Annotated in this window: 23 protein-coding genes and 2 riboswitches; of the genes, 17 read left to right on the forward strand and 6 right to left on the reverse strand. The window is 46.7% G+C overall.

Annotated elements, in window-relative coordinates; all coding sequences use genetic code 11:
• Positions 1-45 precede the first annotated feature (45 nt).
• Entirely contained in the window at positions 46-1,086 is a 1,041-nt protein-coding gene (locus D5S11_RS12860; protein ID WP_007408876.1) for a 2,3-butanediol dehydrogenase, read from the reverse strand.
• Positions 1,087-1,449: 363 nt separating this feature from the next.
• On the opposite strand from D5S11_RS12860, the gene D5S11_RS12865 reads away from it, so the two are divergent.
• Positions 1,450-1,818: a cell wall metabolism protein WalM gene (locus D5S11_RS12865; RefSeq protein WP_007408877.1), complete on the forward strand. Its 369-nt coding sequence runs from the start codon at positions 1,450-1,452 to the stop codon at positions 1,816-1,818.
• A gap of 65 nt (positions 1,819-1,883) precedes the next feature.
• Positions 1,884-2,930 (forward strand): TolB family protein, encoded by a 1,047-nt coding sequence (locus tag D5S11_RS12870; protein WP_007408878.1) that lies wholly within the window; start codon positions 1,884-1,886, stop codon positions 2,928-2,930.
• Positions 2,931-2,960: 30 nt separating this feature from the next.
• Here D5S11_RS12870 and D5S11_RS19915 read toward each other — a convergent pair whose 3' ends face one another.
• The 4 genes from D5S11_RS19915 to gabP form a co-directional block, all read right to left on the reverse strand.
• The gene (locus D5S11_RS19915; protein ID WP_003155794.1) at positions 2,961-3,119 is read right to left on the reverse strand and encodes a hypothetical protein; all 159 of its coding nucleotides are present in this window, start codon (positions 3,117-3,119) and stop codon (positions 2,961-2,963) included.
• Between the two features lie 98 nt (positions 3,120-3,217).
• Positions 3,218-3,427, reverse strand: a complete 210-nt coding sequence (locus D5S11_RS12875) for a cold-shock protein (protein WP_007408879.1) — start codon at positions 3,425-3,427, stop codon at positions 3,218-3,220.
• A 204-nt stretch (positions 3,428-3,631) separates the two neighbouring features.
• On the reverse strand, positions 3,632-5,170 hold the full coding sequence (gene cotA, locus D5S11_RS12880; protein ID WP_015416957.1) for an outer spore coat copper-dependent laccase CotA: 1,539 nt from the start codon (positions 5,168-5,170) through the stop codon (positions 3,632-3,634).
• Between the two features lie 108 nt (positions 5,171-5,278).
• Entirely contained in the window at positions 5,279-6,664 is a 1,386-nt protein-coding gene (gene gabP / locus D5S11_RS12885) for a GABA permease (protein WP_007408881.1), read from the reverse strand.
• A gap of 386 nt (positions 6,665-7,050) precedes the next feature.
• Between gabP and D5S11_RS12890 the strand changes: the two genes are divergently transcribed.
• The 5 genes from D5S11_RS12890 to guaA all read left to right on the forward strand — a co-directional run bounded on the left by D5S11_RS12890 (position 7,051) and on the right by guaA (position 14,139).
• Positions 7,051-7,923 (forward strand): cation diffusion facilitator family transporter, encoded by an 873-nt coding sequence (locus D5S11_RS12890; protein ID WP_020955438.1) that lies wholly within the window; start codon positions 7,051-7,053, stop codon positions 7,921-7,923.
• 138 nt (positions 7,924-8,061) lie between these two features.
• The gene (locus tag D5S11_RS12895; RefSeq protein WP_007408884.1) at positions 8,062-9,024 is read left to right on the forward strand and encodes an AAA family ATPase; all 963 of its coding nucleotides are present in this window, start codon (positions 8,062-8,064) and stop codon (positions 9,022-9,024) included.
• Positions 9,024-10,208, forward strand: coding sequence for a DUF58 domain-containing protein (locus tag D5S11_RS12900; protein ID WP_043021621.1), 1,185 nt, complete (start codon positions 9,024-9,026; stop codon positions 10,206-10,208). The genes D5S11_RS12895 and D5S11_RS12900 overlap by 1 nt, the downstream gene beginning before the upstream one ends.
• Positions 10,209-10,226: 18 nt before the next feature.
• Entirely contained in the window at positions 10,227-12,434 is a 2,208-nt protein-coding gene (locus tag D5S11_RS12905; protein ID WP_108725137.1) for a DUF4129 domain-containing transglutaminase family protein, read from the forward strand.
• Positions 12,435-12,597: 163 nt separating this feature from the next.
• The gene (guaA, locus tag D5S11_RS12910) at positions 12,598-14,139 is read left to right on the forward strand and encodes a glutamine-hydrolyzing GMP synthase (protein ID WP_007408887.1); all 1,542 of its coding nucleotides are present in this window, start codon (positions 12,598-12,600) and stop codon (positions 14,137-14,139) included.
• 184 nt (positions 14,140-14,323) lie between these two features.
• Here guaA and D5S11_RS12915 read toward each other — a convergent pair whose 3' ends face one another.
• On the reverse strand, positions 14,324-15,091 hold the full coding sequence (locus tag D5S11_RS12915; protein WP_108725136.1) for a GNAT family N-acetyltransferase: 768 nt from the start codon (positions 15,089-15,091) through the stop codon (positions 14,324-14,326).
• A gap of 319 nt (positions 15,092-15,410) precedes the next feature.
• On the opposite strand from D5S11_RS12915, the gene D5S11_RS12920 reads away from it, so the two are divergent.
• The 10 genes from D5S11_RS12920 (at position 15,411) to purB (ending at position 24,437) form a co-directional block, all read left to right on the forward strand.
• Complete coding sequence (locus tag D5S11_RS12920; protein ID WP_007408889.1) at positions 15,411-15,944, forward strand: sigma-70 family RNA polymerase sigma factor; 534 nt, start codon at positions 15,411-15,413, stop codon at positions 15,942-15,944.
• Positions 15,926-17,368, forward strand: coding sequence for a DUF4179 domain-containing protein (locus D5S11_RS12925; protein WP_108725135.1), 1,443 nt, complete (start codon positions 15,926-15,928; stop codon positions 17,366-17,368). Before D5S11_RS12920 ends, D5S11_RS12925 begins: the two co-directional genes overlap by 19 nt.
• 122 nt (positions 17,369-17,490) lie before the next feature.
• Positions 17,491-17,592, forward strand: a riboswitch (purine riboswitch).
• Positions 17,593-17,723: 131 nt separating this feature from the next.
• A complete protein-coding gene (locus D5S11_RS12930) occupies positions 17,724-19,046 on the forward strand; it encodes an NCS2 family permease (protein WP_007408891.1) in 1,323 nt (440 codons plus the stop codon).
• Between the two features lie 197 nt (positions 19,047-19,243).
• Positions 19,244-20,026 carry a DUF6574 domain-containing protein gene (locus D5S11_RS12935; protein WP_106080377.1) on the forward strand — a complete coding sequence of 261 codons (783 nt, stop codon included), beginning with the start codon at positions 19,244-19,246 and terminating at the stop codon, positions 20,024-20,026.
• 138 nt (positions 20,027-20,164) lie between these two features.
• Positions 20,165-20,338, forward strand: coding sequence for a Fur-regulated basic protein FbpA (locus D5S11_RS12940; protein ID WP_003155777.1), 174 nt, complete (start codon positions 20,165-20,167; stop codon positions 20,336-20,338).
• Positions 20,339-20,460: 122 nt separating this feature from the next.
• Positions 20,461-21,015 (forward strand): DUF2179 domain-containing protein, encoded by a 555-nt coding sequence (locus D5S11_RS12945; RefSeq protein WP_025284369.1) that lies wholly within the window; start codon positions 20,461-20,463, stop codon positions 21,013-21,015.
• On the forward strand, positions 21,012-21,209 hold the full coding sequence (locus D5S11_RS12950; protein ID WP_007609843.1) for an NETI motif-containing protein: 198 nt from the start codon (positions 21,012-21,014) through the stop codon (positions 21,207-21,209). Before D5S11_RS12945 ends, D5S11_RS12950 begins: the two co-directional genes overlap by 4 nt.
• Positions 21,210-21,287: 78 nt before the next feature.
• A riboswitch (purine riboswitch) is annotated at positions 21,288-21,389 on the forward strand.
• A 132-nt stretch (positions 21,390-21,521) separates the two neighbouring features.
• On the forward strand, positions 21,522-22,010 hold the full coding sequence (purE, locus tag D5S11_RS12955; protein ID WP_007609846.1) for a 5-(carboxyamino)imidazole ribonucleotide mutase: 489 nt from the start codon (positions 21,522-21,524) through the stop codon (positions 22,008-22,010).
• Positions 21,964-23,145: a 5-(carboxyamino)imidazole ribonucleotide synthase gene (gene purK / locus D5S11_RS12960; RefSeq protein WP_108725134.1), complete on the forward strand. Its 1,182-nt coding sequence runs from the start codon at positions 21,964-21,966 to the stop codon at positions 23,143-23,145. Before purE ends, purK begins: the two co-directional genes overlap by 47 nt.
• The gene (purB, locus tag D5S11_RS12965) at positions 23,145-24,437 is read left to right on the forward strand and encodes an adenylosuccinate lyase (protein ID WP_007408896.1); all 1,293 of its coding nucleotides are present in this window, start codon (positions 23,145-23,147) and stop codon (positions 24,435-24,437) included. The genes purK and purB overlap by 1 nt, the downstream gene beginning before the upstream one ends.
• The last annotated feature ends 43 nt before the right edge of the window (positions 24,438-24,480 follow it).

Raw genomic sequence — 24,480 nt, forward strand, 5'->3', positions numbered from 1 at the left:
CGGAACGGCTCTTTTTCGGATGTGTCTGATATTCAGCTGAACGGTTTAGTTCGGTTTGACTAAGATTTTCACTTGGTTTTTCTCTTTGATTAAAGCGCCGAAGCCTTCTTCAATCAGATCGTCGAGCACGATTTTTTTCGTGACGAGCTTATCTGCTGAGAAGTAGCCCTCTTTCATCAATGCAAGAACGGAAGGGAAGATGTCGCGGTATCCGATAATGCCTTTTACGGTCCGTTCTTTGATGACGATATCGTTCGGATGAATTTCCGCTCCTTTTTCCCAGATGCTGACGATAACCGTTTCACCGGCAATGTTTGTTGACTGGATCGCCTGGCGGAGAACGACAGGAACGCCTGTTACTTCATAAGAAACATCAACGCCGCCGTTTGTGCGTTTAGCGATTTCTTCAACGACATCGTCCGTTTTTGACGGATCAATGATGATAGCGCCGAGTTCTTTCGCTTTTTCCTGACGTTCCGGTGAAAGTTCAACCGCGTAAATATCTGTGGCGCCGGCCGCTTTCAGGGCTTCAATCACAAGCAGCCCGATCGGTCCGCAGCCAAAAACCGCCGCCTTGTCGCCCGCTTTTAATTTGCTTTGGCGGACGGCGTAAAGCGCTACCGCTGACGGCTCAACAAGCGCGCCCTGTTCGTAAGAAAGCTCTTCAGGAAGCTTAAACAGCAATTCTTCGTCAACGGATACATATTCAGAAAATCCGCCGCCGCCTCCAGCTAAGCCTAAGAATCCCATTTGTTCATCAAGGTTATAGGCTCCCTGATGTCCGTGTGTGGCAAAAATCGGTTCCACGACGACACGGTCGCCGACGCTGTAATTTTTGACGCCTTCGCCCACTTCAACGACTTCTCCTGAGAATTCGTGACCCATCGTGACGGGCGCCATTTCGTTTGTTAACGGATGAGGTTTGCCGACCGGAATAAAGATCGGGCCTCCCAAATATTCATGAAGGTCGCTTCCGCAAATCCCGCACCATTTGACTTTAATTTTGACTTTACCCGGTTCTGCTTTAGGTTCATCAATGTTTTCGATTCGAATGTCTTTTTGATTGTGCCATCTTGCCGCTTTCATTGATTATCACTCCTAGTCTGATTGAAACGAGTATAGGTACATGATCAATATGAACCACGGTTAAAAGGAATAAAGTGCCTGCTTCCTAAAGCCTGATTTCTCAAAATATATCATATTATGCAACTATCAATAGGCCTTATAAAAAGTCCATATTGAATGCAGAAATACTCTATGAATATTATAACGCTAATGAATTAAATTTTGTAGTATAATTTACCATGGAATTATATAGAACGGGAAATTGTGCCGTCGTTATGTGCATGTCTCATCACGTTGTAATGAACATGTAAAGTGATTGAAATATTATAATCGTCTTCTTGGTGTATAATTTTGCCTAGAATAAAGAATCAGGAGGACGAAAGCTTGAAGAAGTTATTCTTAGCCTTATTGATTTTAGCAGGAAGCACGCTGGGAGCGATCAGTTACTCTTCTGATGCAAGTGCTAAAAAAGTGAACGGAAATATTACATGGTATAATGGAGTCGGTAAAAAAGGATCTTCCGGTAAAAAACTGGGGCACTGGGATTGCGCGACAAAATTAGGATTTGACGTTCCGAGAAACGGAACGAAAATCAGAGCTTATGCGAAAGCAAAACCGAAAAAGGTTATCACCGTATACAAAAATGATGTAGGCCGTCTGCCGAATGCCGTATTGGATGTCAGCCCGAAAGCGTTCAAAGCGCTCGGATATCCATTAAGCAAAGGAAGAGTATCCGGACACTACAGCTATTAAAATAGACCATCTTAAAAAGCAAGGACACTGATTCTTGCTTTTTCTGATTGACGGAGAGATTGATAATGAAGAAGAAACGATGGATCTGGATGTTGCTGGCTGCCGTTTTGGCGGCGGCGGTCATCGCGTCCGTTTTACTGATTAAAGGAAAAAGCGACGGCGGCGGGAAAGCCGTTGTCTCCGGCGGCCATGACAAGCTGCTTGTTTCCATTACAGACAAAGATCTGATGACGAAATATTACGAGGACGGCCGCGTGCTGTACGAGGAAAAGCTTTCGGCATATCCGGCGTTTGCGCTGGATGACGCCCATCAGGTGCTCTATTTTGTCGGGAATAATGACCAAAATGAGATGCGTCTCTATAAGCTTGATCTGAAGACGAAAAAGAAGACGGTGCTTTATAAAGGAACGGCAAGCGCTGACAGTCTGTTTTTATCAAAGGATCTGACGCACATTTATTTCCGTCTCGGAAAAGCGGATGAAGATATTTTCCGTCTCGCATCTTTTGATTTGAAAACGAAACGTTATGAAAATCTGTATCCCGCCGCCGATGAGAAAGACGACAGTGTGAGCAGCTTCTTTTATAACCGCAGCCAAAACGATTTTGCGCTTCTGCATTATTCCGTAAAAGAGGATTATCAAAAAACGGATGAGGCAAATGAGAAGGGGATTGACCCTGAACCGACGAATATCCGGTTTGCAGCAGGAGCGGGCGAACACCTTCAGGATCTGACAAACCTTGAACAGTTTATCAGCGACGTGGCGGTGTCACCGGACGGAAAGAACCTTGTCTTTACATCTTATACCCAAAAAGGGACGGAACAAAAAGCGTCCATCCGTCTGATGAATGTCAAAACGAAAAAAGATGAAACGATTATCTCAAACGGGAAGGACTTCGCTCCGCTGATTGATGCCCAGCCTCAGTTTTCTAAAGACGGCAGCATCATTTATTTCATGGCGGAAGCAAAAGGCGCTAAGCGTCTGAAGGATGAAACGGGGCGGAATGCGAAGGTCCGGACCATTTATGCTTATCATTTGGATACGAAAAAATGCGAAAAAGTCTGGGAAAATGACAACGGCATTATCAACAGTTTTTCCGTCATCCAATCATGAAAAAAACACTCAGCGCCCGCTGGGTGTTTTTTAATGAACAAAGCTGGCTGCGGCTGAGGCGAGCCATTTGAAAAAACGGAGAATCGGAACGGCAAAATGAAGCGTTTCGATGAATGACTGTGCGGCAAGGTTCATTTTCCGCCGTTTTGCCATTTCCTTCAGATCTTTCTGCTGCCGATCGTTTTTCATGTTCATTGCTCCTTTGCATCATAAAAGGAAATGATAACGCAAAGGCCTCTCATGAGACATGGAGGCCTTCTCTATGTTGAGACTCGTAAAAGGGAGGTCTAACTTGATGCCGTTTGATTATTGTTTTGGAGATTTACCAACGAACGGACGCCGTCGATCATTTTACTGCCGCAAAGGGGGCAAGTCGGGGTATCACTGCCGGCAAAATTCTTTCTGCTCCAGCCGATACAGTCCTCTTTTGTGCATTCCCACGTACTGACATCTTCTTTAGGCAGCGGTTCCTGATTACGTTTGTTGTAGTAAGACATAAAGTCACTTCTTCCCTTATGAATTTTCGTGCACTCCTTCATTGTCTCATACTTTTCCCTAATCTCCTAATTCCTTTTTTTATCCAGATTTCCAATGAGGGTGCATCGTCTTCCTGTTATTACAGTATATGCAAATAAGTGTCTTCTTATTTTTTCTTTTTGGATAAATAAAAAATCCCCTTCTCTAAAAGGGGTGATATTTGTTTACTGCTTATCCGTGACGTCCATCGGTCTCATCATGTCGTAATCTTCATGTTCTAAAATATGACAGTGCCATACGTAGCGTCCGCTGTAAGGAGCGAAGGTCGCCGCGATTCTGATGACCTCTCCCGAGTGCGCCTGCACGGTATCTTTCCAGCCTTTCTCACTTGGAGGAGGCGGGACGGCGGGGCCTGTATACACAATGTCGCCGAATTTGTTATAACGCTCTAAGTCAAAAGGGCGCCGGTCAAGGATTTGGAAGGAAACAAGGTGCAGGTGTATCGGATGTGTTCCCCCCATCGGATTGATAATCGACCAGATTTCCGTTGTGCCGAGCTTCGGCGCTTCTGTCACAGGATCATGCCATCGCTTGTTATTCAGCGTCAAAACGGGCCGGCCGTATTTGTCTTGCGTATTTGTGAGTTTAAGCGTCCTGATATTGTGTATTCTCTTTGATGTCACATTAGGCATTGTTGAAAGATATTTAGGCTTCCGGCTTGTGTCTGCTCCCTTCAGCGGTTTTGTGACGCGGAATTGCATCACATTGGCGTCTGTATCCGGATCGGCGTCGCCCCCGCAGCCGGTGCCGTTCGTTAAAATGATATGTTCTCCGTCAAAGGCGGAGAAATCGATGAGCACATCATACCGCTCTGCCGGGGCTAAGCTGATAGATTGTGTTTTGACAGAGCGGGGAAGCAACCCGCCGTCAGAACCGATTTGGATAAACTTCCCGCCGTTATTGAGCGAGAGAGAAAATGTTCTCGTATTGGAGGCATTAAGGATGCGGAAACGATATGTCCGCGGTTCAACTTCCATATACGGCCACGCTTTACCATTGACGAGAATGGTATTTCCGCAAAAAAACGGGACGATGGAAGGGTCGGGCAGCGTTTCGGAAGGGTTAGCAGGTCCGCTCGGATAAGACAAGGAACCGTCGTCATTTAATGTGCGGTCCAAAATCATAAGCGGTACGTCATACTCTCCGGAGGGAAGCTTCAGCTGCTTTTCTTTTCGCTCGCGAATGATATACATCCCGGCAAGCCCGGCGTACACATTGAGCCTCGTAATCGCCATGGCGTGATCATGATACCATAACAGAGCCCCGCGCTGTTTGTTTGGATAATGGTATACCTCTCTCTCAAAATAAGGACCCGTTTCCTTAAAATCCTTTGTGAACCATGCTTCCGGGTAGCCGTCGCTGTCCGGCGGCGTTGCTCCTCCGTGTAAATGGACGACGGTTTTGACATCGGGTTCCTGATGGCCGCTTTCTGAATGGTGAATGGTATGATCCACTGGCAGAAAATGCTTATCCGGAAGGTCATTCATCCATTTAATATAGACGTTTTCATCTTGGTTCACGTCGATCGTCGGGCCGGGAAATAAACCGTTATACCCCCACAGCCGGGTCGGCGGGAGATCGCGGTGCAGCTTGTGAAAGCATTCCTTCATCGTGACTTCATAATACGTGCTGCCGTCTGATTTCTTCTGCGGCTGGAGTGTTTCGATAATCGGCAGTTCATCTGCAAATTTTTCTAGTGCCATTTTTCATCCTGTCCTTATCATTTATTGAAATCCTGTACTACAGTTAATGCTGCCTTGAACAGGTTGGTTAAAAAAACACCCGCCCTTTTTTGAGGGGGGTGTTTGCGGTTATTGCGCAATCCGGCTTTCGGAAGCGCTCTCTTTCGGTTTTTGTTTTTTGCGGAATACATATGAGGCAAGTACCAGCAGAGTAATAAATCCTGTCAGCAGAAATTCAGACCGCATTGAACTGATAAACAGCATAGATAACAAGATGGCGCAAATGGCGATGATCGTCAGGTAGGTTAAGTACGGATAAAACCACATTTTGATTTTAAGAGATTCAGGGTTTGTCCGTTCGATTTTCTTTCTCATTCTCAGATGTGAGACGGCGATGACGAGATAGACGAGCAGTGCGATCGCCCCTGATGAATTGACCAGGAACAAAAATACGGAGTCGGGAGAAAAGTAGTTCATAACAACGGCAATATAGGAGAAAAAGGTGCCGGCGATAATGGCTTGAACCGGTACGCCTCTTTTGCTCAGTTTCATAAAACGCCGCGGCGCTTCATTTCGCTCCGCCAGTGAATACAGCATCCGTGACGTCGTATAAAGCCCGGAGTTCAGGCAGGACAGAACGGCTGTCAGGACGATAAAATTCATGATTTGAGCGGCAGCGGGAACCCCGATATGGCTCAAAACGGCAACGAAGGGGCTTTCCAAAATATTGGCTGAATCCCACGGCAGCAGTGTGACCACAACCGCAATGGAACCGACGTAAAAAATAATGATCCGCCAAACGACTGAGCGGGTCGCCTTTGTGACGGATTCGACCGGATTTGACGTTTCTCCCGCTGCGATTGCGACGATTTCAGATCCCATGAAAGAAAAAATGACAACGACGATGCCGAGCAGAACGGAACTTGGACCTTTAGGGAAAAATCCGCCGCTGCCCGCCAGATTTTCCAGCCCGACCGGTTTGCTGCCGGGGACGATTCCGAAAATGAACGCAAATCCCGCGATTAAGAAGACAACGATCGTCGCTACCTTCACTAAGGAAAGCCAGTATTCAAATTCGCCGAACGATTTAACTGAATAAATATTCGTCAGTGTTAACAGCACGGTCAGAAGCAGACTCGTCAGCCATAACGGAATGCCCGGGAACCAGTACTGTATGATTCCGGCGCCTGCAATGGCTTCAATGGCAATGACGATGACCCAGAAAAACCAATACAGCCATCCGATCGTAAAACCGGCCCAAGGACCGATGGCGTCATGCGCGTACTGTGAAAACGAACCGCTTGTCGGGTTGACGGAGGACATTTCCCCCAGCATTCTCATAATAAAAATCACTAATAATCCTGCTAAAGCGTAGGAGACAATCGCTCCGGGTCCAGTGGAATGAATGACTGATCCGCTTCCGACAAATAATCCGGCGCCGATCACGCCGGCAATTGAAATCATAGTCATATGCCGGGTTTTTAATCCCTTTGATAAAGAGTTAGGCTGATTCATTCTTTGCCTCCTTTTGGTTTGTTTATGCTGAATATTCAGACAAGTATTATTCTATCATAAATGCCACAGGCAGTTGAAAATGATGTAAGAAAATATGACATTTTTTCTCGTCCGTACAGCAGAAAGTGCCGGAAGGAAAAGAAATAATTTTCTGTTATTTCTGTGTTTTAATGCTTTTGAAAATAATTCCATGAACATGGGTTGGCGAGAATCCTTGATACGATTGGGATGAGAGGGGTTTTGTGAATGAAAATAAGTTTCCTGAGCGCATAAATGTTCTATGCTTACTATTTTTCTGTGGAAAGTGAATCATGTTTCTATAGACCCACTGTGTCCTCGCTTTGTATGATAATGAAGGAAAAATTGAACGGGAAGGAGGATTTTCAGTGGAGAGATATCATGAATTGAAAAAAGGCGAAACCGGAGCGATTGTCAGTATTGGCGCATATGCGGCATTGTCGGCTGTGAAGCTTGTGATCGGTTATTTGTTTCACTCAGAAGCGCTTCAGGCCGACGGTTTAAATAATGCGACTGATATCGTGGCATCTGCGGCTGTTTTCATCGGTTTGCGCATCTCTCAGAAACCTCCTGACGAAGATCATCCTTACGGCCATTTTCGGGCGGAGACCGTCGCGTCACTCATTGCTTCCATTATTATGATGCTTGTCGGAATGCAAGTGCTGTTCAGCGCCGCGCAATCTATTTTTTCCGTTAAAGAGGAAACACCGGATATGATAGCCGCCTGGACGGCCGCGGGGAGCGCCGTCGTGATGCTGATGGTCTACCGCTATACGAAAGGGCTTGCGAAAAAGGTAAACAGCCAGGCGCTTTCAGCTGCGGCCGCTGATAATAAATCAGATGCGCTCGTCAGTATCGGCACGTTTATCGGAATTTTTGCTTCACAGTTCCATTTGGCTTGGGTGGATACGGTTACCGCGTTTATCATCGGGTTGATCATCTGCAAAACCGCGTGGGATATTTTTAAGGAATCCTCTCATTCGCTGACTGACGGTTTTGATGTCAAACATATTTCTGATTATAAAAAGACGATTGAACAGATTGCGGGCGTCAGCCGTTTAAAAGATATTAAAGCGAGATATCTGGGCAGCTCCGTTCATATTGATGTCGTCATTGAAGTGCCGTCAGATCTGAACATTAAAGAGAGTCATGAGATCGCAAATGAGGTAGAACGCAAGATGAAAGATGAACATGCCATTGACCATTCACACGTTCATATGGAGCCTCTCCAGCTGAAATAAAGCTTCCTTTCTAAAGGGAGCTTTTTCCTTTTTCAGACTGGAAACAATTCGCTGGAAACGTTTTTTTATACTGTTTATATTTTGTGGTAAAGTTAGGTTACGATAATTGAAATTTGAGAGATGACTAGGAGGAGAAGAATGGCTTATAAAGAAGAGCTGCATCCGCTGCTGGAGAAAGCCGTTGAGCATATTGAAAACATCATCATAGGAAAACGGGATATCGCCATACTCAGTCTGGCCGCCATTCTCGCAAAAGGGCATGTGCTGCTGGAAGACGTGCCGGGAGTCGGAAAAACGATGATGGTCCGCGCTTTGGCCAAGCTGATCGGAGCTGACTTTAAGAGGATTCAGTTCACGCCGGATCTTCTGCCGTCAGATGTGACGGGTGTCTCTATTTATAATACGAAAACGATGGAATTTGAATACCGCCCTGGACCGATCATGGGGAATATCGTGCTGGCTGATGAAATTAACAGAACCTCTCCGAAAACGCAGTCTTCCCTGCTTGAGGCAATGGAGGAAGGGAATGTCACGATTGACGGAAAGACAATGCGGCTGGCTGAGCCGTTTTTCGTCATGGCCACACAAAACCCGGTTGAATATGAAGGAACGTATCCGCTTCCCGAAGCCCAGCTTGACCGGTTTTTATTTAAGCTGCGCATGGGCTATCCGACTGCCGAGGAAGAGCTTCAAGTTCTGTCTTTGCAGGAAGGGCGCAATCCGCTTGAAACAATCGAGCCCGTCATTTCTAAAGAACAGTTTATCAGCCTTCAGCAAAAATTGGAGCAGGTGCGGGTGGATGATGGAATTAAAGCGTATATCGTCGGCATTACTCAGCATACCCGCCGGCATCCGTCCGTACATCTGGGCGTAAGTCCGCGCGGTTCAATCTCATTAATGAAAGCCGCGCAGGCGTACGCGCTGCTTCATGACCGCGATTACGTCATTCCTGATGACGTCCAGTATTTGGCTCCGTATACGCTGCCGCACAGAATGATCTTGACCGCCGAGGCGAAATTTAACGATGTGACCCCGGAAGCGGTTATAGAAGACATCATGCAAACGGAAAAAGTGCCCGTTCAAAGGATGTCGGTCCGCTAATGAGAAAGAAGATGCATTGGCTTCTATATGGCTGGAAGCTGCTTATGTTGGCCTTACTGACGGCGGCTGTCTTTTCTTATGCCATGTTTCAGGGCGGATTTGTGAGCTGGTTTTTATTTTATGCGTTTTTGCCGTTTACCGTTTACGCCGGGCTGGTCGCTGTGTACCCGCTGCGGGCGTTTCAGGTGACGCGTGACGTGTCCTCCGCCCAGTTAACCTCAGGCGACAGGCTGTCTGTCACCATCAGGCTGACGAGGCGCCTGCCGTTTCCGCTGACATATATGGTCATTGAAGATGTGATGCCGGAAACGCTTGGCGAGAGGCGCAGTGCGAAACAGCTCGTGTTCCCGTGGTTTCAAAGGAAGCTGACGTTACAATATGAGCTGCCGCAGGTGCCGCGCGGAGAGCATCATTTACATACGATAAGAGTGCGGACGGGAGATGTTCTCGGGCTTTTGGACAAGACGGCGTCGTTTTCCGTTACGGATACGGTTCTGGTTTTCCCGGCGTACGGGTCTGTTCACTATAAGCCGCAGGCCGCATCCGGAGAAGAGGGTGCGGCTGCCGGCGCTCCGTTTCAGGTACACCGCTCCGCAATGGCTGCGAGCGTCAGAAATTATCAGCCGGGCGACCGGTTTTCCGCACTTGACTGGAAAACATCAGCGCGGCGAAATGAGCTGATGACGAAGGAATTTGACCCGCTGCAGAGTGTGAATATGACTCTCCTTTTGGACTGCAGGCCGTCCCCATCGTTTGAAGCCGCGGTATCAGCTTCGGCATCCCTGCTTTACACGGCGCTTGTGAAGGGCTCTCCCGCAGGATTTATTTCATTGGGGAGCGACCGGACCGTATTTCCCGTCCGGGAGGGAGACCGGCATTTCAGAAAGATGCTGCGTTACCTGGCATCAGCTTCAGAATCGGAAGAAGCTGATGCAGGCGGGCGTTTAGGAAAAGAGCTGGCGGATCCGCGCGTCCGCAAAGCTTCCATTGCCGTCGTGACGGGCAGTCTTACAGAAGACCTTCTCAAACAGGCTGAGCCCGGCCGTGCTGACATGACGGTGTTTTTGGCGAAAGAAACGAATGCCGCGCTTTCAGAGAAAGAACGGAAACTCGCTCTCATCTTCGCTCAAAAAAATATTAAGGTGCAAATGATCAGGGACAAACGGGTGTCCCATGTTGTTTAGAAAGAGAGGTGGCGCGCCATGCCGCATGACGAGAACCAGGGAAGCAGGCTGAGTCTGCTGCTGTTTTATTTTCTCGCTTTTTTATTGTTATGGGAATGGCTCAGGCCGCTGCACAATTTTACAGATACAAAACATACCGGTTTTTTCATCGTTTTTATCGGTTTGGCATTTCTGCTGTCATTCTTCCGGATGAGGTGGTACGTCACCGTGCCGTCCTGCATTCTGTTTACGTTGATCAGTATTCACATCCTGTTTTATAAAGGTTCGGTTTTTCAGCCGGAATGGCTCGTTTCTTTTTTGCGGGACGTGATGCAAAATGCCCGCCACATCGGGTCCGGAAGATGGAATGACATGAATCCGTCATTCCGCACATTGCTGTTTTTTGTGCTTTTATGGCTGCTCGTGTATTTGCTGCATTACTGGGTGATCTATCAGCGGAAAATATTATTCTTTTTTATCATGACGGTGGCGTATATCACCGTGCTTGATACGTTTACTCCTTATGATGCCGCGTACGCCGTCATCCGGATCGTCTTTATCGGCTTTTTGATGATGGGGCTTTTGTATATGGAGCGCATCCGGCTTACGGAACACATAGCGTTTAAAAAAAGATTGATACTCAAATGGTTTCTGCCGCTGATGCTGTTTATCTGCGCTTCCGTCGTGTTCGGGCTGGCGGCTCCGAAATCAGACCCGAACTGGCCGGACCCCGTGCCGTTTCTTAAAAAAATAACAAACCACAAGGAAGTGCCCGCCGCCGAAAGCAAAATCGGCTACGGCAATCATGATGAAACATTGGGCGGCCCTTTTCAGCAGGATGATACGCCGGTTTTTACATGGAAGGGAAAAGAACGGGCGTACTTCCGGGTGGAAACGAAGGATACATACACGGGGAAAGGCTGGGTGGAGACCGATCAGGGCATGTCCTATAAACTGAACGGCGGCAACGTGGAAGATATATGGTTTGACCGGAGTGTGCAGACGAGACGGTATACGGCACAGGTGTCCATTGATGAAAATTATCTCTATAATCACGTCATGTATCCGATCGGCGTCTCCAATATTAAACCGAAGCACTCGATTCAGCTTGAAATGAACGGAAACACCGAGCAAATTACGCCGGTCAGTGAACAAGTGGGCAACATCCGCAATATGGGACGGTACACGGTGACTTTTCAGGCGCCCGTCTTTAAGCTGAATGATCTCAGAAAAGTGAAAGTGAAACGATACCGTGAGCAGAATCAATTCAATGACCGGTATTTACAGGTCCCCGACAGCCTTCCGAAAAGAGTGAGACAGCTTGCGGACAGACTGACGCGGGATCACCATAATATGTTCGATAAAGCGAAGGCGATCGAGGATTATCTCGGATCTTCCGCATTTTCGTATAATACACAGGATGTCGCGGTTCCGGAGCACAATCAGGATTATGTCGATCAATTTCTGTTTGAAACGAAAAGAGGATATTGTGATAACTTTTCATCGGCAATGGCCGTGCTGCTCCGCTCTGCGGGAATCCCCGCCCGTTGGGTGAAGGGCTATACATCCGGCGAATATAAAGGGGCAGGCGACCATAACGGCCACATTTATGAAGTCACAAACAACAACGCCCATTCGTGGGTAGAAGTGTATTTTCCCGATCAGGGCTGGGTGACGTTTGAGCCGACAAAAGGCTTCACCAATCCGACGGAGTTTACGTCAGAGCAAAATCATACGGCGGCAAAAGACAGCGGAGGCTCAGCGGGAAATTCGGATGAACCGTCTGACAAGCAGCGTCAGGAAACAAAGCCGGAAAAAGAGGAAAAGCCGAAAAAGCGGGATCACAGCGCGGCACCGCAGCCTGTGATCCACAACAAAACCGCGGCACAGCTATGGCCGTATGCAGCCATCGTCATCGTGATTTCAGCCGCGGCGGCACTCGCCTGGGTGCTCCGGGCGCGCTGGATTCCGCACGTTACAGCAGCCAGATTGAAGCGGCGTACGGATGAAGACGTCTTTTTCGACGCATATGCCGCGCTGCTCCGCCAGCTGAAACGAAAAGGATTCAGCAGGGGAGACGGAGAAACACTGCGCGATTTTGCCGCGAGGATTGACGAGGCGTACCATACAAACGACATGTCCGAGCTGACGCTGCTCTATGAGCGGGCCTTATACCGCAGGGATAATGCAGCGGAGCTTTGGAATGAATCGGGACAGTTGTGGGAAAATATAATTAAAACAAGATAGTCTTGACCGCATATCGTCCTGTTGTTAGAATAAATGAATGTTAAATGGGAGCCCGGGAGCGTTAAAAAGCCGGGCTTCCGGACAAGTCTTGCGCGACAGAGGGCTGAACGTTTGTCCTCCGTTTTTTCTGTGTCAAAAACTTAGAGGAGATTAGGTGACAACCATGACGAAGTTAGTGAATGAAATGATTCTTGTTCTTGATTTCGGCAGTCAGTATAACCAGCTGATTACCCGCCGGATCCGTGAATTTGGCGTATATAGCGAGCTGCACCCCCATACGTTGACAGCTGAGGAAATCAAAGAAATGAATCCAAAAGGAATTATCCTTTCAGGCGGACCGAACAGTGTATATGATGAAGGATCTTTCCGCTGTGACGAAAAAATCTTTGAACTAGATATTCCTGTATTAGGCATCTGCTACGGCATGCAGCTGATGACTCATTATCTCGGAGGAAAAGTCGAGGCGGCAAGCCAGCGCGAATACGGAAAAGCCAACATTCAGATTCAAGGAACTCCTGACTTGTTCAAAGATCTTCCGGAAGAACAAGTTGTCTGGATGAGCCACGGCGATTTGGTTGTAGAAGTTCCAGAAGGCTTCACTGTTGACGCAACAAGCCATCACTGTCCGAATTCAGCGATGAGCAAAGCGGACAAGAATTGGTACGGCGTTCAGTTCCACCCGGAAGTGCGCCACTCTGAATACGGCAATGATCTTCTGAAAAACTTTGTATTCGGCGTTTGCGATTGTGAAGGCAAATGGTCAATGGAAAACTTTATCGAAATCGAAATGCAAAAAATCCGTGAAACAGTCGGAGACAAGCAGGTTCTTTGCGCGCTAAGCGGCGGTGTTGATTCCTCTGTTGTGGCTGCTTTAATTCATAAAGCGATCGGCGACCAGCTGACTTGTATTTTCGTCGATCACGGCCTGCTTCGTAAAGGCGAAGCGGAAGGCGTCATGAAAACGTTCAGCGAAGGCTTTAATATGAATGTCATTAAAGTTGATGCGAAAGACAGATTCTTAAACAAGCTGAAAGGTGTTTCTGATCCTGAGCAAAAACGCAAAATCATCGGCAACGAATTCATTTACGTATTTGATGATGAAGCGGACAAGCTTAAAGGCATCGATTATCTAGCGCAAGGAACGCTTTACACGGATATTATCGAGAGCGGTACTGCAACGGCGCAAACGATCAAATCGCATCACAATGTCGGCGGACTTCCTGAAGATATGCAGTTTGAACTGATCGAGCCGCTGAACACCCTTTTCAAAGACGAAGTGCGCGCGCTTGGCACAGAGCTCGGCCTTCCGGATGATATCGTATGGCGTCAGCCGTTCCCGGGCCCTGGACTTGGCATCCGCGTACTCGGCGAAGTAACGGAAGAAAAACTTGAAATCGTTCGTGAATCAGACGCGATTCTGCGTGAAGAAGTGGCGAATCACGGCCTTGAGCGCGACATCTGGCAGTACTTCACGGTTCTTCCTGACATCCGCAGCGTCGGCGTCATGGGAGATGCGAGAACGTATGATTACACAATCGGTATCCGTGCCGTAACATCAATTGACGGCATGACATCTGACTGGGCGCGTATCCCTTGGGATGTGCTTGAAGTGATTTCGACACGGATCGTCAACGAAGTGAAACACATCAACCGCGTCGTGTATGACATTACGAGCAAGCCGCCTGCAACGATTGAGTGGGAATAGTCAAAAGAAGCTTAGAATCCTTGGTTTATAAGGGTTCTAAGCTCTTTTTTCTTTTATAGCAACAATTGATCCAATATTATTAATTGAATCGTGAATTTTAAAGAAAAAGTATTCCACAATGGGATAATAATTAATGTTGTTTTAGAATAAAGTTTGTTCAAATTAAGCAAATTAAAGAAACCCTCTATTCAAATACAACCATTTCTCCGACATCTATAAATCCAAATCGCTTATAGATATTTTTTCCATCCTCTGAAGCCTGTAATACAACTGGTTTTTGTTTATCCTTTGTTTGATTTAGAAGAAATTGAAACATTTCACTGCCAATTCCTTTACCTCTAAATGTTTCTTTTGTCATCACATCATAAATACCATAGCTATCTTTGGTTTCTATTAATAAACCGGTAGTTACAGGCATTTCATCTATGCATCCAATAAACATCTGAACTTCTGAACCTAATTTTACTTGTGAAAACGTATTAAAATAACTTTCTAGTGCATCTTTTTCTGGTGTACCCTCAAATAAGCTCGTGAATATGTCTATATATTTTAAAAGTTCTTCATCATTTTTCACAGCAGTAATCATAAGCTGATGGGAAATTCTTTGCCCAACATTAAGAGTATTTTCAAGTTTCATCATTACATTACGTTCCGCTTCTTTTAGATCATATTCTTGTATAAGTTTTGTCCAATCCTCAGTTAAATACTGAGCATCAATCCATATACTAAAGGGATATTTTTTATATGAAAAATTATCGATTCCATGTCTGATCTTAACTGTATTTTTGATATTTGGAGATTTCGGTAATATTACATTGAATGTATCAGTGGGGATTTTTGTATTTGCTATGATGAAATCTTCTTCCTTTGTAAGCTCTCCGCTAACTGTATGGGTAAATGATTTTAATTTTTCTTCCAAATTGTTTATGACTAATTGTTGATTTGTAATCATGTTTTTGCACCTTTCAATTCGATTTAGTGCGCTTTTTTTATTATAAGGTCAACTAAAACACTAAATCACAGTATTTACCCCCTCCCATAATATTCAGAACACGGGGGAGCAATATTTTTAATGGTAACTTCTAAATCAAGGAACTACAAACCCCAAAAGGCTTGATATTCAATAAATTAATTCTTATAATGTTTAGAAAGCATTGAGTGGGAATAAATGAAGATAAAAAAACGTCTCTTTTAAAAAAGAGGCGTTTTTTTTCATCTTTTTGAAACCGCTTTGCCCTGATTCATATCTAACAGCATAGGAGGTGGATAAGGTGAAGGAAGAACGATTGATCAAAAAGGCGAAAAAAGGTGATGCCGCAGCCTTTGAAAAACTGATCACAGCTCATCAGGAGACTTTATATAAAACAGCTTATCTCTATTTGCATCACAAGGAAGATACACTGGACGCTGTTCAGGAAACGGCTTACAAGGCTTTTCTTCATATCGCGCAGCTGAAGGAGCCGAAATATTTTAAAACGTGGCTGATCCGGATTTTGCTTCATACGATTTTTGCGATGAGGAAAAAGCACGGAGACGTCATCCCGTTTGAGCCGCAACATGATACACGCGCGGAGAATAAGAACATTGAAGAATACATAGATCTTCGGAATGCCTTGGAAACGCTTGACGAACATATACAGCTGACCATTCAGCTTTATTATTTTCAAGATTTCTCGATTGCTATGATCGCTGAACAGACCGGTATGGCGGAAGGCACTGTAAAAACGCATCTCCACAGGGCGAGAAAAGCATTGAAGCAGGAGCTGGAAAAGGAGGATAAACATATATGGAAAAGCATCAAATGAAGCAATTGTATCAGGACATTGACGTGCCGAAAGCTGAGTTGAAAAACGTGATATCCAGCGCTGTTGTCCGTGCCGGAAAAGAAGGCGCCGTCAGACGGAGATGGGGACGAAAAGTGATAAACGGACTCGCGGTTGCTGCTGCTTTGTTTATTCTGTATTTGTCCTCAGGCTTATTCATGCCCTCCGTTAACACGGCTATGGGAAACATTCCTGTTGCCGGACAAATTTACAGTCTGTTTCAGGATAAGGCAGGTTCTGCGCTGTTTAAAAGCAATTTGGTGACAAAACTGAATGAGAAAGCGGAATCACGCGGGATTACGGTGACAGTGAAAAGTGTGTATTACGACAGCGGACAGCTCGTTTACAATTTTACCGTTGACAATTTGAAATCAGATGAGGAGAGCATCTCTTTTCAAGTTGATTATAAAGATCCACGGAATATGTTAGCAGAGGATTATGACAGCAGTGATATGAAAAAAATGAAAGACGGGCGGTACGCGGGGCAGCTTCGCCTGTTCACGGACGGCTCAAAGCTGAAAGACGGTGATAAGCTTCCGCTTGTCATTACACAAATCAAGGATATCCCCGGAAACTGGCGCTTTACACTTCCGATCAAAAAACAAAAGTCCGTTTCTCTTGAAGGAACGAAAGCTGTGAATGTAAATCACGGATTATACCGCTTTTTCGATATCCGGGCGGAAAACGGAACGATGGGATCGGCTCTCCTGTATTCTATCGACTTCTCTGATGCAGCCAAAAATGATGCCATCTCGATTGACGAGGCAACGGATGATGCCGGAAACCATTATGAAATGACGGCGTCGAATATTGAACTTGGCGGCAGAAAGAATCTTCCCGGCGGCGGGAAAAGAATACGCGGCCAAACTCAATTCAGCAAACCGATAGACCCGAAAGCGAAAACACTTTTCATAACGGGCGATATAAAAACAGAATCAGAGCCTGGAGAAATCGTGCCTCTGAAAACAAAACTGCCTGTCAGTTATGAAACGAAACATCATCATGTCGGCATTACCGTCAAAAAGATCAAACAGCAAGGCAGACGGGTGATCGTCGATTATCAATTCACAGGAATTAATTACAGCAAGGCGGATGAAGATCAGCTGATCAATGTCGGTGAGTCAATCGGTCTCGGCAATACGAAAAAAATGAAAACCTGGCCATCGCTTAATGAGTATGAAAAAGGCTATTATCTGAAAGGGAATAAGGCGAAAGTCACGAACCTTAAAACGGGTGAAATGGAATCCGTTTTTGAATTAGATGATTCATCCGATAAAGACTATTCGTTGCGCGATTTTTCATTCGATTCATATGCTTTGTACGTCAATCAAACGGTTATGAACTTGCTGGCGGATGACAGCGGAATCACATTCGCGGTGCCGGTCCGGCCTGCGGATGGAAAATGATGTCAGGAAGGCGGCTTTTGCCGTCTTCCATTTTTGGTCAATTAACGAATAAACCAATTTTTTTCAACGGGATTGTTCGTTTTTTTATTGAGTTTTCAAAATTGAATTGATACAATAGACTCAGAAATCAAATATGCAGATATCGTATAATGGCGGGGATATGGCCCGCAAGTTTCTACCAAGCTACCGTAAATGGCTTGACTACGGATCAATCTCAATCGTTTGATATAAATAATCCATTCTTATTTATTCAGACTGAACGTATGTAGTCAAGCGTCCCAAATGTATTTGGGGCGTTTTTTATTTGGCGGATAACGGGCAGAATAAATGGGAGAGAATGAAGGAGGCAATTGGCTTGAAGCAATTTTTTCAGTTTGATGAGCTGGGGACAAGCTATCGTAATGAAATCATCGGCGGTTTAACGACCTTTTTGTCAATGGCGTACATTCTGTTCGTCAATCCGCTGACATTGTCTTTAAACGGTGTGAAAGGATTTCCCGAAGCATTAAAAATTGATCAGGGCGCGGTGTTCACCGCTACAGCCTTGGCGTCTGCGGCCGGCTGTATTTTAATGGGGCTCATTGCAAAGTATCCGATCGCGATTGCGCCGGGTATGGGATTAAATGCGTTTTTTGCTTTCTCTGTCGTCCTCGGCATGGGGATTTCATGGCAGGCTGCGCTTTCCGGCGTCTTGATTTCCGGAATTATCTTCGTGGCGCTTTCGCTGACGGGATTGCGGGAAAAAATCATTAATGCGATTCCGCCTGAGCTGAAATTAGCGGTCGGCGCGGGTATCGGTTTGTTTATCACATTTGTCGGTTTGCAGGGTTCGGGCATTATTGAAGCAAACTCATCGACTTTGGTGTCTATCGGCAATATTCACAGCGGCCCTGTACTGCTGACGGTTTTCGGTGTTATTGTGACGGTCATTCTGATGGTGCTTCGCGTAAACGGCGGCGTATTTATCGGAATGCTTCTGACGGCGGTTGCCGGCATGGTCTGCGGACTGATTCCGGTTCCGACGCACATTGTCGGCAGCGTGCCGAGTCTTGCGCCGACTTTCGGACAGGCGTGGATGCATCTTCCGGATATCTTCTCCGTCCAAATGCTGATTGTCATTTTAACTTTCTTGTTCGTCGGGTTTTTCGATACGGCCGGAACGCTGGTGGCTGTAGCGACACAGGCCGGGCTGATGAAGGAAAACAAACTTCCGCGTGCGGGAAGAGCGCTTCTGGCGGATTCAACATCAATCGTTATCGGAGCCGTACTCGGTACGTCTACAACGACTTCTTATGTTGAATCCAGCTCAGGCGTTGCGGCGGGGGCGCGCTCCGGCTTCGCGGCTGTTGTGACGGGCATTCTCTTTTTGCTGGCGATGTTTTTCTCGCCGCTTCTGTCAGTTGTCACCACGAATGTGACGGCTCCGGCTTTAATTATTGTCGGCGCGCTGATGGTGGCGCCGCTCGGTAAGATCGCCTGGGATAAATTCGAGGTGGCTGTGCCGGCATTCTTAACGATGATTATGATGCCGCTGACGTACAGCATTGCGACGGGGATTGCGATCGGTTTTATATTCTACCCGATTACAATGATCTGCAAAGGAAAAGGAAAAAGCGTTCACCCGATTATGTACGGGCTGTTCGTCATCTTTATCCTGTATTTCATCTTCTTGAAATAACGGAAAAACCGGCTGAGTTAAGCCGGTTTTTTGTTTTTGTCCTATTCCGTAAAACCAATACATACTATAAAACGTCATGTGGGTGTCCGGGTGAAGAAAACCGCTTGACTGTTTGAGGACGCTTCGGTACCTTATATAAGTGTTTTATTTTCTTGTTTAACAAATTCCGCCGTATTTTTTTGATAGGAGTTGCTGACATGACGGAAGAAAGAAAAGAAACGTTGGAAGAAGAAAAACAGCATCAGGGAACTGATGAAGAACCGCTGTCGAGAATGTCCAGAAATGCGGGACGTTATCAAAAGCAAAAGAAAAAAGAAAAGGAACGGCGCCCGGCTCCGGCTTTTACGGAAAAACTCGCTTCTGCATGGGCCGCGGTCAAACGTTATTGCCGTTTCGCGCTGCGCATTTTGACATCACCGGTGAAGGTCGTTGGGGAAGACGGCTTTTCCCGCTTTAAATATGCTCTTATTTCAATGCTTGTATTCAGTATCTTTTTCTCAATCGGAAATTGGTTTCAGCTGAGGGCAAGCCAGCAAAGGCCTCTCGGATACGGGGAGCGGCATCATACGTTTTTTGACGGCTTTACCGTCGTTCTCGTGTATACGCTCGTCTTTTTTGCCGCTGCGGCGGGCGCGGTCTGGCTTGTATCTCGCTATATGATGAAACAGAAAATCACGATGCGGGATGCGGCCGCGGGGGTCGGATCGCTTTTGGTTCCGGCTGTCGCCAGCTCTATCGTGTGGATGATTTTCGCGGTATTGAATCTGCCGGTCATCACCGTGGTGTTTACGGCGCTGACCTTGTTTCTGGCCGCCTCGGCGATGGTGCAGTTTGTGCAGATTCTATACAAATCGGCTGAAAAGCCTGCGGCTGACGTGATGTACTGTATTTCCGCGGCGGTTATCATCATGCTCATTTTTACGGCTGTGACATGGCCGCTTATTTCAGAGTACTTTACTGCTTCGCTGATCCCTTTATAAGTCGAAATTTGTCTTTCACAATGTTTACAAATTTTTCTAATAAAGCGTGTTGTTTTGAGGACCCGGCCGAGATATGATGAGAGCAACAGCAATTCGAAAGCGGCACTACTCTTTATGATTCGGAAAGGGATGATGAAGATGGCCCCGTTGTTGCGAGAAGCCATTAATCGGAAAAAACAGCACCTGAGGACAAAACTGATCCGCTCAGGGTTTTATCAAGACCATGTTCAGGAACTGTCCGGGTACACGCTGAGTGAACTTGAGAAGGAATATGAAGCCGTCAAACGATTGAAAAAAGCCGAGCTTCACTGATAAGAGCTTGAAAGTCTGCCTTGCGGGGCGGGCTTTTTTTTCTTTTGAAAATGATGAAAAGAGGGTAAACTATCCTTAATTGAAGGATTGATGCTTTTCAAAGTATCAGAGGAGGGGAATCAGTGATGCAGACGATTTTATCCAACAGTATAGGTATGGTTCTCATTATTCTCATCATTAACATTATATATGTCTCTTTCTTTACGATCAGGATGATTCTGACATTAAAGGGACAGCGCTATTTCGCCGCAGGCATCAGTACGATTGAAATCCTTGTGTATGTGACCGGCCTGAGTCTTGTGCTCGGCAATCTGAATCAAATTCAAAACGTCATTGCCTATGCGCTCGGCTACGGCATCGGTGTTATAGTGGGAATGAAAATTGAGGAAAAACTGGCGCTCGGCTATATTACAGTCAACGTCATTACGAAGGAGCTCGATCTGGACCTGCCGAAACAGCTCCGGGAAAAAGGATACGGGGTTACAAGCTGGGTTGCGGGCGGACTTGAAGGAGACCGGACCGCCATGCAGATTCTGACGCCGCGCAAATATGAGCTTCAGCTTTATGATACGATTAAAACGCTTGATGAAAAAGCGTTTATCATCGCCTTTGAGCCGAAAACGATCCACGGCGGATTCTGGGTGAAAGCAGTGAAGAAGAGGAGAATTAAGGAATGACAAAGCCAAAAAAGAAACGGTTTGAAGTAACGGAAGATGAAACGATTGACACCATTCTCACTTTAATGAAGGAAGAGGGTTATATGCCCGTCCGGCGGATGGAAGAGCCGATCTTTACAGAAAAGAAAGAAAATGGATCAATTCAAGTCGTTCCTTGCGGGAAAAAAATCGTATTTGAAGGGAAATTGATCTAAACACGAACATTAAAAGAAAGAATTTTTATATCGTTCGATAATGTCGTTGACATTATCCAAGTCCGTTGTTAAGATAAACATGAAATCAAAACACGACCTCATATAATCTTGGGAATATGGCCCATAAGTTTCTACCCGGCTGCCGTAAACGGCCGGACTATGCAGGAAAGTGATAAACAGCTGACATGGATATCGCAGAAGCGAACGACTGACGATACGCGCGCCATGCCCGGTTTGTATTGCTTCCTCATAGTTGCAATATAAGCCGGGCTTTTTTTTCTGAAAAACAAAGCATGAGAAGGTGGGAACAGAATGCAGCCGCTAGCAGGAATCATCATGGGAAGCACTTCCGATTGGGAGACAATGAAACATGCATGCGACATACTTGACGAACTTCACATTCCTTATGAAAAACAGGTGGTATCCGCGCACCGGACGCCTGATTTGATGTTTGAATATGCAGAAAGCGCCAGAGACAGGGGCTTAAAAGTCATTATTGCCGGAGCCGGAGGAGCGGCGCATCTGCCGGGAATGACGGCGGCCAAAACGACGCTGCCGGTGATCGGCGTACCGGTTCAGACAAAATCGCTTAACGGGCTTGATTCTCTTCTGTCTATCGTACAGATGCCCGGCGGCGTGCCGGTCGCGACGACGGCGATCGGGAAAGCGGGCGCAGTGAACGCGGGTCTGTTAGCCGCGCAAATTTTGTCGGCATTTGACGATGACATTGCGGATAAACTAGAGGCGAGAAGAAATGCGACAAAACAAACGGTGCTGGAAAGCAGTGATCAGCTTGTCTGATAAAAAAACGATTTACCCCGGCGCCGTCATCGGCATTATCGGAGGCGGACAGCTCGGAAAAATGATGGCTGTCGCCGCAAAACAAATGGGCTATAAAGTCGCTGTCGTCGATCCCGTGAAAGACTCGCCTTGCGGACAGATCGCCGATATTGAGATTACCGCCCAGTACAATGACCGTGAAGCGATTCAAAAATTGGCCGGAGTCAGTGACATCATTACCTATGAATTTGAAAATATCGATTACGAGGCGCTCAACTGGCTCAAAGAACATGCATATCTTCCCCAGGGAAGCGAGCTGCTGCTCATCACCCAAAACAGGGAAACGGAAAAAAAGGCGATCCAGTCAGCAGGCTGTCAAGTCGCGCCTTATCGGATCGTAAACAGCGGACGGGAGCTTGAGGAAGCCGTTCAGGCACTGGGGCTCCCGGCGGTGCTGAAAACATGCCGCGGCGGATATGACGGCAAAGGCCAATTTGTCATTAAGGAAGAAGGACAGACAGATGAAGCGGCTGTGCTGTTAGAAAACGGCACGTGCATACTTGAAAGCTGGGTATCGTTCCGGATGGAGCTTTCCGTTATCGTGACGAGATCGGTGCACGGTGAGATTTCAACCTTTCCGGCTGCTGAAAATATCCACAAAAATAATATTCTGTTCCAAAGCATCGTACCCGCGAGAGCGGAGGAAACGGTTCAAAAGCGGGCAGAGGCGCTTGCCGTTCAGCTCGCGGAGAAATTGGAACTTGTCGGGCCGCTTGCGGTGGAAATGTTCGTCACGGAAGACGGAGACCTTTTGATTAATGAACTGGCGCCGCGTCCTCACAACTCCGGGCATTATACGCTCGACCTTTGTGAAACGAGCCAATTCGAACAGCACATCAGAGCGGTCTGCGGACTTCCTCTCGGCAGAACCGATCTTCTCAAACCGGGAATGATGGTGAATCTGCTCGGTGATGAAGTGAAGCTTGCGGAGGAGCATATGGAGCTTTTAAAGGAAGCCAAACTGTACCTGTACGGAAAACATGAGATTAAAAAAGGCCGCAAAATGGGGCATATGACATTTTTACGGAAGCCTGATGAAACATGGATTCAGGACATCACGAACATATGGATGAAAAGAGACGGAGGACGAGCATAATGATCGAACGTTATTCAAGACCTGAAATGTCCGCGATCTGGACGGACGAAAACAGATACCAGGCATGGCTGGAAGTCGAGATTTTAGCCTGTGAAGCCTGGGCTGAGCTTGGCGTCATTCCGAAAGAAGACGTCAAAGTCATGCGCGAAAACGCGTCTTTCGACATCAACCGCATTTTGGAAATCGAGCAGGATACGCGCCATGACGTCGTTGCATTCACCCGCGCGGTTTCAGAATCATTAGGCGAAGAAAGAAAATGGGTTCACTACGGCCTGACGTCAACAGATGTCGTGGATACCGCTCTTTCCTATCTATTAAAACAGGCGAATGAGATCTTGCTCAAGGACATTGAGAGATTTGTTGACATTATAAAAGAAAAAGCGAAAGAACATAAATACACGGTCATGATGGGCCGCACGCACGGCGTACACGCGGAACCGACGACATTCGGCCTGAAACTCGCGCTTTGGCACGAAGAAATGAAACGCAACCTTGAACGTTTCAAGCAGGCAAAAGAAGGGATCGAAGTCGGGAAGCTTTCCGGCGCGGTCGGCACATATGCAAATATTGATCCGTTCGTAGAACAGTATGTCTGTGAAAAACTCGGCCTGAAAGCGGCGCCGATTTCGACTCAGACATTACAGCGCGACCGTCATGCGGATTACATGGCGGCACTGGCTTTGATCGCGACGAGCATTGAAAAATTCGCAGTGGAAATCCGCGGTCTGCAAAAGAGTGAAACTCGTGAAGTGGAAGAGTTTTTTGCAAAAGGACAAAAAGGTTCATCGGCTATGCCTCATAAACGGAATCCGATCGGGTCGGAAAATATGACGGGCATGGCGCGCGTGATCCGCGGGTACATGCTGACGGCATACGAAAATGTACCGTTATGGCATGAGCGTGATATTTCTCATTCATCAGCTGAGCGCATCATTCTTCCTGACGCGACAATCGCGCTGAATTACATGCTGAACCGATTCAGCAATATCGTCAAAAACTTAACGGTATTCCCGGAAAATATGAAACGCAACATGGACCGCACACTCGGTTTAATCTACTCTCAGCGCGTGCTGCTCGCTTTAATCGACACGGGTCTGCCTCGTGAAGAAGCATATGACACGGTTCAGCCGAAAGCGATGGAAGCGTGGGAAAAACAAGTGCCGTTCCGCCAGCTTGTCGAAGCGGAGGAAAAAATCACGTCCCGTCTCACACCGGAACAGATTGCCGATTGCTTTGACTACAATTATCATTTGAAAAACGTCGACTTGATCTTTGAGCGTTTAGGTTTATAGAAGAAGCCAGCCGGAGGCGGCTTCTTCAGCCGCCATAGATTGA

The sequence above is a fragment of the Bacillus sp. L75 genome (assembly GCF_003676355.1).
GTDB lineage: Bacteria > Bacillota > Bacilli > Bacillales > Bacillaceae > Bacillus > Bacillus velezensis.